Origin of the sequence: Thermococcus sp., from assembly GCF_027012695.1 — an archaeon.
In the GTDB taxonomy this organism is placed as follows: domain Archaea; phylum Methanobacteriota_B; class Thermococci; order Thermococcales; family Thermococcaceae; genus Thermococcus.
This window is the reverse complement of sequence record NZ_JALUYR010000036.1, coordinates 1-12141: the sequence shown is the minus strand read 5'-3', so window position 1 is coordinate 12141 and position 12141 is coordinate 1. Positions and strand designations below refer to the sequence as shown.

At 56.2% G+C, this 12141-nt stretch carries 12 protein-coding genes and 2 tRNA genes; 9 read left to right on the top strand and 5 right to left on the bottom strand.

Annotated features, from left to right (window positions below; genetic code table 11):
* Positions 1 to 90 precede the first annotated feature (90 nt).
* Positions 91 to 1005 (bottom strand): hypothetical protein, encoded by a 915-nt coding sequence (locus tag MV985_RS02130; protein WP_297459999.1) that lies wholly within the window; start codon positions 1003 to 1005, stop codon positions 91 to 93.
* Positions 1006 to 1111: 106 nt separating this feature from the next.
* Positions 1112 to 1792, bottom strand: coding sequence for a thioredoxin family protein (locus MV985_RS02125; RefSeq protein WP_297459994.1), 681 nt, complete (start codon positions 1790 to 1792; stop codon positions 1112 to 1114).
* Positions 1793 to 1918: 126 nt separating this feature from the next.
* Between MV985_RS02125 and MV985_RS02120 the strand changes: the two genes are divergently transcribed.
* From MV985_RS02120 to MV985_RS02110, 3 genes are read left to right on the top strand one after another with little or no spacing between them, the layout of a single operon-like run.
* The gene (locus tag MV985_RS02120; RefSeq protein WP_297459986.1) at positions 1919 to 2599 is read left to right on the top strand and encodes a transcriptional regulator; all 681 of its coding nucleotides are present in this window, start codon (positions 1919 to 1921) and stop codon (positions 2597 to 2599) included.
* Complete coding sequence (locus MV985_RS02115; RefSeq protein ID WP_297459978.1) at positions 2583 to 2786, top strand: 4Fe-4S binding protein; 204 nt, start codon at positions 2583 to 2585, stop codon at positions 2784 to 2786. The genes MV985_RS02120 and MV985_RS02115 overlap by 17 nt, the downstream gene beginning before the upstream one ends.
* The gene (locus tag MV985_RS02110) at positions 2783 to 3970 is read left to right on the top strand and encodes an NAD(P)/FAD-dependent oxidoreductase (RefSeq protein WP_297459969.1); all 1188 of its coding nucleotides are present in this window, start codon (positions 2783 to 2785) and stop codon (positions 3968 to 3970) included. The genes MV985_RS02115 and MV985_RS02110 overlap by 4 nt, the downstream gene beginning before the upstream one ends.
* Here the strand turns inward: MV985_RS02110 and topA are convergent, their stop codons facing one another.
* Positions 3971 to 6157 (bottom strand): DNA topoisomerase I, encoded by a 2187-nt coding sequence (gene topA, locus MV985_RS02105; RefSeq protein WP_297459963.1) that lies wholly within the window; start codon positions 6155 to 6157, stop codon positions 3971 to 3973.
* Positions 6158 to 6223: 66 nt separating this feature from the next.
* A tRNA-Arg gene (locus tag MV985_RS02100) sits at positions 6224 to 6301 on the bottom strand.
* Between the two features lie 109 nt (positions 6302 to 6410).
* Between MV985_RS02100 and MV985_RS02095 the strand changes: the two genes are divergently transcribed.
* Positions 6411 to 6488, top strand: a tRNA-Gly gene (locus MV985_RS02095).
* 287 nt (positions 6489 to 6775) lie between these two features.
* On the opposite strand, the gene udp is transcribed toward MV985_RS02095, so the two are convergent.
* Positions 6776 to 7606, bottom strand: coding sequence for a uridine phosphorylase (gene udp, locus MV985_RS02090; protein WP_297459957.1), 831 nt, complete (start codon positions 7604 to 7606; stop codon positions 6776 to 6778).
* A 70-nt stretch (positions 7607 to 7676) separates the two neighbouring features.
* On the opposite strand from udp, the gene MV985_RS02085 reads away from it, so the two are divergent.
* From MV985_RS02085 to MV985_RS02065, 5 genes are all read left to right on the top strand, one after another.
* A complete protein-coding gene (locus MV985_RS02085; protein WP_297459949.1) occupies positions 7677 to 8732 on the top strand; it encodes a pyridoxal-phosphate dependent enzyme in 1056 nt (351 codons plus the stop codon).
* A gap of 41 nt (positions 8733 to 8773) precedes the next feature.
* Positions 8774 to 9655, top strand: a complete 882-nt coding sequence (locus MV985_RS02080) for an MEMO1 family protein (RefSeq protein ID WP_297460008.1) — start codon at positions 8774 to 8776, stop codon at positions 9653 to 9655.
* Positions 9656 to 9710: 55 nt separating this feature from the next.
* Positions 9711 to 10715 carry a mevalonate kinase gene (locus MV985_RS02075; RefSeq protein ID WP_297459940.1) on the top strand — a complete coding sequence of 335 codons (1005 nt, stop codon included), beginning with the start codon at positions 9711 to 9713 and terminating at the stop codon, positions 10713 to 10715.
* A complete protein-coding gene (locus MV985_RS02070) occupies positions 10712 to 11494 on the top strand; it encodes an isopentenyl phosphate kinase (protein ID WP_297459932.1) in 783 nt (260 codons plus the stop codon). The genes MV985_RS02075 and MV985_RS02070 overlap by 4 nt, the downstream gene beginning before the upstream one ends.
* Before the next feature lie 60 nt (positions 11495 to 11554).
* The coding region (locus MV985_RS02065) for an alpha-hydroxy-acid oxidizing protein (protein ID WP_297459924.1) at positions 11555 to 12141 on the top strand (587 nt) is incomplete at its 3' end.

Sequence of the window (12141 nt, the reverse complement as noted above, 5' to 3'; positions counted from 1 at the left end):
GTGAAGTTATGATGAAGGGGGAGTTATTTTGAGGGGGAGTGGGGAAGGAGCGTCCCCAGCAATAGGACTCAGGCGGACCGAGACTCCGGGTTAAAACAGAACCTTCTCAAAGATCGCCCTATGGTTGCCAAAGGCCTCGAACATCCTGCCAGAGTAACCCCTGGAGGCTGTTTCAAGAAAGAGGCGGAGGTTCCGCGTGATCTCCTCACCCATCGGAACGTGGAGTGGCATCGGTTCGTAGTAGTCTAGCCCCTTCATGAGCGCGGTTGAAAAGTACCAGAGGGTTTTTTTGACTTTTCTGCCCCTTATCTCGGAGAAACTGGCCTCGCCGCAGTTGAAGGCCGCGTGCAGGACGATTATCCGCTCGATTTCCACACCCCTGTTGAGGAGTTCTCTTCTCCTGGCATCGTCCACAAGGTCCTTTATCCGGTAGCCGCTTCTCGTTCTTTCGTCGTATGTTATCCTGAGGTCGTAAACCCTCTCAACTCCCGGATCGTAGACTAGAACCTCCGTGCCGCCCACTATATAGAGCCTTCCCTCCCTCGCCTCGACCACGGTGTTCTCGGTGCTTAAAACAGAAAGTCCCCGCGAGAGGGCCAGAGCTGAGATCGTGCTCTTCCCGGTGTGGGGGTAGCCCAGGAACAGGACGGCCTTTTCCTCCTCCGTGACGACGCCAACCGAGTCCGTAATGAAGATCCTGCCCGTTTTTGCACCGGCCCTGGCCGCGGCCTGGAGAATAAAAAATATCGGCGCCTCGTTGCCATAGGCAGAGGGGACTGGCGACTCCACCTTGTACTCGTCCCTTCCGAGGTGATCGTAAACGGCACCGAAAACCCTGAAACGATTCCCCTTGAAACGCTCTATCACGACCCCCGGCTCTCCGCCTTCCGTTACCGTGACGTCGGGGAGATAGCGTCTCGCGAACAGGCTTCTAAAACCCTTCTCAAAACCGTCGTCGAGTTCTCCGGCAAAATCGATTCTGACACCGCCAATGGTGATCCCCATGAACTCCCCCGTTGTTGACTGGTGCCGTGGATTTATAACTTTTCCGTGGAAAGTCGGGGAAGTTGATGGGGGAACATTGACACAGAGGGATAAAGAGAACTGGGAGTCACTCGAGAGCCGCGAGGAGCTTCTCGAGGAACATCTTCTCTGGATAGGCACCCTCGAACTGGACCCTGTCCTCGCCGTCGACCTGTATGACGATCTTCGGCACTGCCATGACGCTGTACTGGTCGGCCCACTCAGGATACTCGATGGCCTCGACCATATCTCCAAGAATCTTGCCCTTGCCCGCGTTGGTGTTCTCGATGGCGAACTTGTGGGCCATTCTAACTGCGAGCGGACAGTAGGGACAGGTCGGTGTTACGAAGACGAGTATCCTGACGTCCCTATCTATTCCTTTGAGGGCCTCCTTGGTGTCGGGCATGAGGTCGGTTGTCCCGTTGCTGACATCCACTATGTCCTCCAGGAACGCCCCGAACTCGTGACCTGCCGGAAGACCGAAGAAGCGGACGCCCATGTCCCTGCCGTCCTGGGTTATCGTCACTGCCGGGGCGCGGTCGATTCTGTACTGCTCTGCAACCTTCCTGCCCTCCTCCGTGTCAAAGTCGTGGAACTCATAGCTGAGCTTGTCGGTGAGCTCGCTCAGTTCCTGGACGAGTTGCTTCAGCTGGTCACAGTACTGGCAGTGCTCCTTGCCCGTGAACCCTATGATCTTGACCGGATTGGTCAGCTTTGAAAAGAACTCCTCCTTTATTACCTTCTTGTCGGCATCGCTAATCAGTCCCATTCATCACACCTCCTCGGCTAAAGGTTTATAATCCTCGCGAACCACTCTCAACCAGAGATCGGTTCGAAATAGGGTTGAATGTCCCGTATTTAAGCTTTACGTAACATATCTGGGTGGGTGCTGGTCATGGTTGAACCCGACATTTTCTACATCCTGGGGAACCGGGTGAGGAGGGACTTGCTGAGTCACCTCACCTGCACGGAGTGCTACTTCAGTTTTTTGAGCAGCAAGGTTAGTGTCTCCTCAACGGCCGTTGCAAAGCACCTCAAGATAATGGAGCGCGAGGGCATCCTGCGGTCTTATGAGAGGGAGGGCCCCTTCCTGGGACCGGCCAGGAAGTACTACGACATAGACATCGCCAGAACCTACGTGGTTACCATAACATCCAACCTCTTCTGGTACCGGGGACTGGAGCTCGAGCCCCTGGAGGTCCCGGAGATCGAAGCAGGGGACGACCTTCTGGGGATGATAAACTCCTTCCTCGAACTGACGGATGAGCTTGAGGAGATTCTCAGGTCTCTCCGCTCCGTTGAAGCCAGACGGGACGGACTGATGGCGGGGATAAAGGCCCGCTACCTCGAGGAGGCGGGAGACATGACCCAGCTGGCGGTACTCCATTACCTTCTCCTCCACGGAAGGGCAACCGTTGACGAGCTCAGCGATCGGTTCAACCTGAAGGAGAGGGAGGTCATGGCGAAGGTAAAGGAACTGGGCAGGTTCGTACCGTTAAAAATAAAAGACGGGGTAATCGAGATTGACAGGATTCGATTAAAGAGGAGCGGTGAAGGAGATGCCGGAACGGATTAGGGTTGTCGTTAACGAAGACCGCTGCTACCTCTGCGGTGGCTGCGCGGGTGTCTGCCCGACGCTCGCTATAGAGGTTCACGCAAGCGGCTGGGAGTTCTTCCAGGACAAGTGCATCAGCTGTAGAATATGCATCAACGCCTGCCCTGTGGGGGCACTCAGCGCCGAACCCCTGGAGGTGAAAGAATGAGCTGGAAATACGATGTTGTCGTCGTCGGTTCTGGCATCGCGGGGCCGATTATAGCCAGAAACGTTGCCAAAGCCGGTTATTCTGTTCTTCTCCTGGACAAGAAACCCGCCATAGGAAGTCCGAAGCAGTGTGCCGAGGGAATAAGCATAAGGGTCTTTGATAAATACGACATCCCCTACGATAAGAGGTTCATCAACCGCGAGATCTACGGTGCTAAGCTCTACTCTCCGGGAGGATACGAGCTGGAGCTCCGCTATAAGGAGGTCAGCGGTGTAATCCTCGAGAGGAAGGTCTTCGACAAGATGCTCGCCCACTACGCGGCAAGGGCCGGGGCGGACGTTTTAGCTAGAACCGAGGCCCTGGACGTCATAAGGCAGGACGGCAAGATAGCGGGAATCAGGGCCAAACACGAGGATGAGCCTGTTGAAATTTACGCGGACATAATCGTTGCAGCAGATGGAGTCGAGAGCATGATAGCCAGAAAGGCCGGTATAAACACATACGCTCCGCCACACGAGTTCGACTCGAGCTACGAGTATGAGATGCTCATTGAGGGCTTTGACCCGGATTTAATCCACCTCTGGTTCGGCAATGAGATTGCACCGAGGGGCTACGTCTGGGTCTTTCCGAAGGACGAGGACAGGGCCAACGTTGGAATAGGCATAGCCTCCGATCATCCGGAGACGGCAAAGTACTACCTCAACAAGTGGTTGAGGGAAAATGGAATCCCCTCCAGGAAAATACTGGAGATTAACGTCGGCGTCGTTCCGGTTGGGGGCTTCGTGAAGGAACTCGTCAAGGACAACGTTTTGGTTGTCGGCGATGCAGCTAGACAGGTCAACCCGATGCACGGCGGTGGAATGGCGGAAGCGATGGAGGCAGGAACGATAGCGAGCAAGTGGATTGTAAAGGCCCTGGAAGAGGAAAACCTCTCGCTCCTCCAGAACTACACGAAGGAGTGGTGGGAGACCGACGGAAAGAGGCTTGAGAAGGTTCTAAAGGTCAGGCGCGTTACGGAAAAGCTCACCGATGAAGACCTCGACCTGTTCATCCAGATACTCAGCGGTGCAGACGCCGAGAAGATAGCCTCTGGAGACTACGCCGAAGTCATAAAGGCCCTTCTCAAGCACCCGAAGGTGCTCATGAGCAGGAGACGGCTGAGCCTCCTTAAGGAGCTCCTCTGATCACTTCTTTCCCTTCTTCCAGTCCCTGCATTTCATGTCAACACAAACTTCATACTCCCGTCCCTTCTCGCGGATTTTGACGACGGGGGCACCGCAGCAGGTTTTGTTCGTCGGGATTATCTCGCCGCGCTGGAGGAGCGGATAGGTGACGTCGCACTTGGGCCAGTTTGAGCAACCCACGAAGCGCTTGCCGGTCTTCCTGTTGTAGCGGACGACCAGATCGCCGCCGCACTTGGGACACTTTCCGATGACGAGGGGCTTTTTCCCTGTTTTTACTGTCCCCGTGTCTCCTGTGGAGCCTTCTTTTCCGTCAACGGTCCTCTGAACATCGCGCTCTTCCTCCTCGCTCAGCTCTTTAACGGCGCCTGCCTTCTTCGCTGCGGTTTTGGAGGTGCTGACACCGGTTCCGGTCGTCTCAAGGAGCATCCTCCCTATGTCGAGCTCCTTCTCCTTGAAGACCTTAAGGATTTTTATCAGCTGCTCCTTGCTCTCCTCGATGACCTCATCCTTCTTGGCTTTTCCCGCCATTATCTCCTCCATCTTCTCCTCGAAGGCTTTGGTGAGTTCCACGCTCACTATGTCGGGCACGTTTTTCTCGAGGGCTTCTACGACCTTCATTCCGAGAGGAGTCACCTTTATCTTCTTCTTGCCCTCGATGTAGCCCCTGCTGTAGAGCGTCTCGAGTATCTGGGCGCGCGTTGCCTTCGTCCCTATGCCGAGGTCTTCCATCTTCTTTATTACTGCCGCCGGGGAGTAGCGCGCCGGGGGCTTCGTCTTCTTCTTCTCGCGCTTTATCTGGATGACCTTCACAGGCTCGCCCTCTTTGAAGGCCGGAAGGATAACCTCGTCGAAGTTGACGTATTTGCCGTAAGCTTTCAGCCAGCCTTCCTTGACGGTTCTCGCGCCGCTCAGGATGAAGCGGTGGTCGTTGGAGTTTATCGTCACCTTCATCGTCTCTCTGACGGCTGGTTCCATGAACAGAGCTAAAAAGCGCCTGACTATCAAATCGTATAGGTTCTGCTCGTCCTTGGTAAGCTCCCCCGGCTTGGGAAGTTCGCCTGTAGGATATATTGCAGGGTGTGCCGGGTCTTCTTTCCTGCCCTCGACGGGTTTGAGCCTCTCCTTTCCGAGGAGGGCATGTGCGAGGGGCTTGTACTCGGGGAGTTTGGCGAGGTTTTGAATTATCGAGCGGAAGTTCAGGTTCTTGGGGAGCTTCTGTGAGCTTGTCCTCGGGTACGACGATAATCCTCGCTCATACAGGCGCTGTGCAAGCTCCAGCGTCTTCTTCGGGCTATAACCGAAAGCTGAGTATGCCTCCCTCTGAAGGGTTCCGAGGTCAAATGGAACCGGGGGTTTTCTCTGCTGCTGTTTAACCTCGACTTTCTCAACGAAGGCAGGCCCCTTCTTGGCCTCCTGAACTATTTTTTTAGCTTCCTCCTCGTCCCAGATTTTGTCCTTTTCATAATTGGCCGTGTATTTCTCACCTTTCTTCTCAAGGAGCATCTTGATGACCCAGTAGGGAGTAGGTTTGAAGTTCTCTATCTCCTTTTCTCTTTCGACGAGGAACTTCAGCGTTGGGCCCTGGACGCGGCCCGTGCTTAGAACCATCCACTTGCCGCTGGCCCTTTTTATGGCCGAGGTGAGTGCCCTCGAAAGGTTTACGCCCCAGTACCAGTCCAAAACGTGGCGCGCTATTCCCGCATCTGCCATTCCGAAGTTTATCGTCGGCTCGAGGTTGTACCAGGCCTTTAGGAGGTCCTTCTTGGTTAAGGCGGAGAACTTCATGCGCTTTGCCTTCGAGGGGTCAACGCCACAGGCGTATTTGAGGGCGGTATAGCCTATCACCTCGCCCTCGGTATCGTAGTCGCAGGCAACCACGAACTCGTCCGCTCTTTTGCAGAGGGTCGCCAGGGCCTTTATGTAGTCTTTCGCGTAGCTTTTCCCCTTCTCGGCGACATAAACTGGCACCCACTCAATGTCGAAGACTGGATAACCGTAGGTTTTTGTCTTTGGCGCAAGGGAAAAGAGGTGGCCAACGGCGGGTGCAACGATAACCTTCTTGCCGTCGCGGGTGAATTCGTAATAACTTACCTTTCCTATCGTCTTCCTAACGGGTTTACCCTCGGCCAGAGCGTAGGCGATTTTTCTGGCGACGTTGGGCTTCTCTGCGATGATTAGCGTGACCATGGCGACACCTTGAACGGGTAGGGCAGAGGGTTATAAAAAACCTGCGGGGTTTTGGGACGTTAGAAATGGCGCCCCGGCGGGGATTTGAACCCCGGACCTCGAGGTCCGCAGCCTCGCGCCCTATCCAGACTAGGCCACCGGGGCACGACCGGTAACCCCTATCCAGAAGTCTTTATAAATTTAACCATTCCCCCGTCCGGATTCACCGAAAAATTTATAAATTGGCCCCTGATGAGTATGTAACGGGTTCGATGCGGTGGTAGTCTAGCCTGGTCTAGGACAGCGGCCTGCCACGCCGCTGGCCCGGGTTCAAATCCCGGCCACCGCACCACAACAGCGCTGGCGGATTTTATGTGTCTTTTCTACAATGTTCTAATTCTGAAGGGGTTTTACTCGCTTGCTCATGGGGAAGTGTTTCACTGCTTAAAGCGCCCTTCGAGCGTCGGTTAAAATTTGAACTCTTTCCGGAATGCCTTGTGAATTGAATTCCAAACTTAATTTGGGATTTCCTGGCTCGGGATTCCTTAAAGATCAAACTCTTTCAAGAACCACAAATTTTCAGTGAAGCTTTTCGGACGTTTCTGTAGCGGAGCATTGAAAATAAAAAATAATAACACATCAACCCCTCAGTCCCGGGAACCAGACCCTTTTCCCGGCCCGTTCCTTCTCCCCATCCCACTCGTGGAGTATCTTAACCGCCTCGCTCGCCACGAGAGCCGCTTCCCGTTCTCCCGCTTTTCCGAACTCGTTGGTAATCCTGTTGGCGAAGACCGCGCAGACGCAACCCGCCCTCAATCCGTAGATGTTGGCCAAAGTGTAGAGGGTAGCGGCCTCCATCTCGAAGTTCGTGACGTTCGCCTGCCTGAGGTCGTCGACGATGTTCCTCGCGAAGCTCGGGAAGTAGCCGTTTAAACCAGGCCTGCCCTGGCCGAGGTAGAAGCTGTCGGTCGAGGCCGTTATGCCGAGGTGGTAGGGGATTCCCAGCGTTTCAGCGGCCTCGATGAGGGCCAGGGTCACCTCTATGTCAGCCGATGCGGGGTATTCCGCCCTTACGTACTGCTTGGAAGTCCCCTCCAGTCTAACGGCCGCTTTGGCTATGATGAGGTCCCCTATCTTCATTCCCGGCTGTATCGCACCCGTCGAACCGACCCGGATGAAGGTGTCTGCCCCTATGGCGGCGAGCTCCTCGATGGCTATGGCCGTTGAGGGGCCACCTATCCCCGTTGATGTGGCACTTATTGGAACCCCCTTGTATTTGCCGGTGTGGGTTCTGTACTCGCGGTGGAAGGCTATCTCTTTAGCTTCGTCCCAGAGCGAGCTTATCTTTGGAACTCTCTCCGGATCTCCCGGAAGGAGAACGTACCTTGAAACATCTCCCGGCTTGCAGGCTATGTGGTACTGGTAGCCCTCCTCAGTTTGAGGCCTCTCGGCCGAGACGAACCTTGTCATGGCAACCACCTTTTTATGCTCCGCGCACCAGATTCTACCTCATGACTAAAAAGCCTTCGGGGTGATTGTCTTGCTCCGGTGCACGAAGTGTGGTAGAACGTATCCGGAAACCTTCCGGTTGAGGTGTGACTGCGGCGGAACCCTGCTGGTGGAGAGGGAGCACTACGACTTCTCCGGTAACCTGCTTCCCTATTTTGACATGAGGCGGTACCTCGGTTTCCTCCCTATAGGGGGAACCTACCTCCCCCCACCTGTACCCGCCATCACTCCCACGGTTTCCCTCCAGCTAGGGCCAATCTTCGGCCTCTTCAAGCTCGATTACCTCCAGCCGGGTGGCTCCTTCAAGGATAGGGGGAGCTTCGTGACGGTGGCAAAGCTCATTGAGGAGGGGATCGACGAGATCGTCCTGGACAGCTCAGGCAACGCCGCCCTGAGTATGGCCATCCATTCGCTTCCCGCAGGGATAAGAGTCCACGTCTTTCTGCCGGCTGAGGTAGTGCCCCAGAAACTCTCCCTTCTGATCAGGCTCGGCACGGTTCTTCACTTCGTTGACGGCGATAGGATGGAGGCCCACCGGAGGGCCAGGGAGTTCGCGGAGAGGGAAGGTCTGGCCTACGCCTCCCACTGGCTCAATCCATACTTCATTGAGGGAACAAAAACAATAGCCTTCGAGGCCTACGAGCAGGCTGACATTCCCGACTACGTTCTCGCTCCGACCGGAAGCGGTACGCTTCTCCTCGGCCTCTGGAAGGGTTTCCGGGAACTGGAGAAGATGGGTGAAATCCCCGAACTTCCGAGATTGATTGCTGTTCAGGCTTCCGGCTACGAGAGCCTCTGCGAGCGTTCCAATGAGAGAAATGACCTTGCCGATGGCATAGCGATTCCGGAACCTCCTCGCCTGGAGGAGATGAAGCGCGCGCTGGAGGAGACGAACGGCTTTTGCGTGAGCGTCACAACCCCGGAAACGGAGGAGGCGTGGGACTGGCTGATGGGGGCGGGCTTTCTCGTTGAGTCCACCTCGGCGGTGGTTCTCGCGGCCCTGTGGCGGTTGATGGAAACCGGCGAGATTCCAGATGGTTCGAAAGTCCTCCTGCCCCTGACGGGTTCGGGCCTTAAACTAACCTAAGGTATTTAAACCCCTGCGACCAAATATCCGGCGGAGGTGAGATCGTGGGAGTCAGGTATCCAGCCGTGGCCGGAAGCTTCTACCCGGCGGACGAGAGGTTGGTGGAGATGCTGGAGGAGTTCTTCAGGGACCTCGGCGAGGAGGGGAGCGAGAGGAGTATCACGGCGGGCGTTTCGCCCCACGCGGGCTACATATTTTCTGGTTACACGGCGAGCAGGACATACAAGGCAATCTACGAAGACGGCTTACCTGAGACCTTCGTCATACTGGGGCCGAATCACACCGGCCTCGGCTCGCCGATAGCCGTTTATCCGGAGGGCGAGTGGCTTACCCCCCTGGGGAGCATCGAGATTGATTCCGAGATGTCGCGGGCCGTGGCCAGGCTCTCGGAAATAGCGGATCTCGACGAGGTGGCGCACGCCTACGAGCATTCAATCGAGGTCCAGGTACCCTTCATCCAGTACCTCTCTGAGCTCGCCGGAAAGGATGTGCGGATCGTCCCGATAACCCTCGGTATTCAGGACGAGGACGTTTCCAGGGCAATGGGGAGGGCCATTTTCGAGGCATCGAAGGAGCTTGGCAGGGACGTCGTGGTCATCGCGAGCACGGACTTTATGCACTACGGCCCGGCCTATGGCTACGTTCCCTTCAGGGTTCGCGCGGAGGAGCTGCCGCACAGGATAAAGGAGTGGGACTTTCGCGTGATAAGGAGGATCCTCGACTTCGATCTGGAGGGGATGTTCCGCGAGCTGAGGGAGATGCGCCATACGATGTGCGGACCCGGGGCGGTCGGAACGGCGATAGTCCATTCCCGGCTCGCTGGAGCGGCTGAGGCTGAATTGCTCCACTACACTACCAGTTTCGAGGTGAGCCGCTCGACCGATGCCGTCGTCGGTTACGCGAGCATCGTGATGCGGAGGTGAGTACCAAAAGCCACATAAACCTCCTCCTTTTTCTTTCGATTGTGGGGGACCAAGAATGAGGGTTCTGGCTTCAGCTCCGGCTAAAATTATACTCTTTGGTGAGCACAGCGTCGTCTATGGAAAACCTGCGATAGCCGCTGCCATTGACCTGAGGACGTACGTCTGGGCCGAATTCAACGATAGCGGGGCAATAAAAATAGAGGCCCGGGACATCCGGGTTCCGGGATTGACCGTCTCCTTCTCGGAGGACGAGATATACTTCGAGAGTGACTATGGGAGGGCCGCCGAGGTCCTCAGCTACGTCCGGCAGGCGATAGAGCTCGTTCGGGACGAGGCCGATGCAAACGGCAGGGGAATAACCGTCTCTATAACTTCCCAGATTCCGGTCGGTGCAGGATTGGGAAGCTCGGCGGCGGTTGCCGTGGCGACGATCGGCGCGGTCTCGAAGTTACTCGGCCTTGAGCTGACGAAGGAGGAGATCGGGAAACTCGGCCACAGGGTTGAGCTCCTCGTTCAGGGAGCCTCAAGCGGCATAGACCCGACTGTTTCAGCGATAGGCGGCTTCATCCACTACGAGAAGGGTAACTTCGAGCACCTGCCCTTCATGGAGCTGCCGATAGTTGTCGGTTACACCGGCTCAAGCGGCTCGACGAGGGAACTTGTGGCGATGGTTAAGCAAACCCGCGAGGAGATGCCCGACGTCATAGAGCCGATACTGGCGGCAATGGGGAGAATAGTTGGGAGGGCCCGGGACGTTCTCCTCTCGGACCTCGACGAGGAGGTACGCTTCGCCAGGCTCGGCCGGCTTATGAACATCAACCATGGCCTCCTCGATGCCCTCGGCGTTTCGACGAAAAAGCTCAGCGAACTCGTCTACGCCGCGAGAACCGCCGGAGCCCTCGGTGCCAAGATAACCGGCGCGGGTGGTGGTGGCTGTATGTATGCATTAGCTCCGGAGAAGCAGAGTGAGGTCGCGACGGCCATAACCATAGCCGGTGGGACGCCGATGATAACCAGGATAAGCGGGGAGGGACTTCGCGTAGAGGAGGTTCTGCCATGATAATCGTTAAGATCGGCGGGAGCGTTTTCAGTAACAAGCGGGGAAAACCTGAGAACTTCAACCGGGCCGCGGTCAGGGGAATAGCTGAGGAGATTGCCCGCTTTTACCCCGGGAAGGACTTTGTGATAGTCCACGGGGGCGGAAGCTTCGGACATCCACAGGCCAGACGGTACAGGATAAGGGACGGACTGCGTGGCTGTCCGGAGATAAAGAGGATAGGGTTTACCGAAACGCACAGAGCAATGCTCAGGGCCAACGATCTGATAGTGGGGACCTTCCTGGACGAGGGGCTCCCGGCCTTCCCGGTTTCTACCTCCTCCGTCTTCGTAACCGAGAACGGTGAGGTTGTCCGCGGCGACGTTGAAGTCCTGAAACAACTTCTGGAGAGGCGCTTTATCCCGGTACTATTCGGTGATGTTTCCGTTGATGTCGCCAAGGGTATAGACATCCTCTCGGGCGACCAGATCATCACCTACCTTGCGGAGGTCCTCAAACCGGAGAAGATCGTTTTCCTGATGGACGTTGATGGAATCTACGACCGGGCTCCGGGGGATGAAAACGCGAGACTTATCCGCGAGCTCACCGCAGGGGATGTTGAGCATCTCCTCGGAAGTTCCGCATCGGCCGGAGTTGACGTGACGGGGGGGATAGGCAACAAGCTTCGGGAGGCCCTGAAGATGGCCCGCTTTTCCGAGGTCTGGTTCGTCAACGGCCTCGTCCCTGGAAGACTGAGCGGTGCCATACGGGGGGACGGCTTTGGGACGAGGATCGTGGGCTGATCCACGGCTCCTTCCAAAAACCTCTTAACTTCCCCCTCCATTTCTTTTCCGGTGGTGTGAATGCAGGCCTTTGACAGGGAGGAACTCACTATCATCAGAAAGTTCGAGCACATAGAACACTGCCTCAAGAGGAACGTTCAGGCTCATGTGAGCAATGGCTTTGAGGATGTGCACTTCGTCCACATGAGCCTGCCGGAGATCGATAAGGAAGAAATAGACCTGAGCGTCGAGTTTCTGGGCAGGCGCTTCGATTATCCAATCTTCATAGCCGGCATGACCGGCGGGACGAGGGGTTCCCAGCTCGCGGGGAAGATAAATAAAACCCTGGCCAAAGCCGCGCAGGAGCTCAACATACCGATGGGCGTTGGCAGTCAGAGGGCGATGATAAGGAAGCCGGAAACCTGGGAGAGCTACTACGTTAGGGACGTCGCTCCTGACATTTTTCTCGTCGGCAACCTTGGCGCCCCTCAGTTCTCTGAAACGATACCGGAGCGCTACGGTATCGAGGAGGCCCTTAAGGCTGTTGAAACAATTCGGGCCGATGCTCTGGCGATACACATGAACCCCCTCCAGGAGAGCGTCCAGCCCGAGGGAGACACTCAGTACAGGGGCGTTCTCAAAGCGTTGGCAGAGCTCAAGGCCGAGTT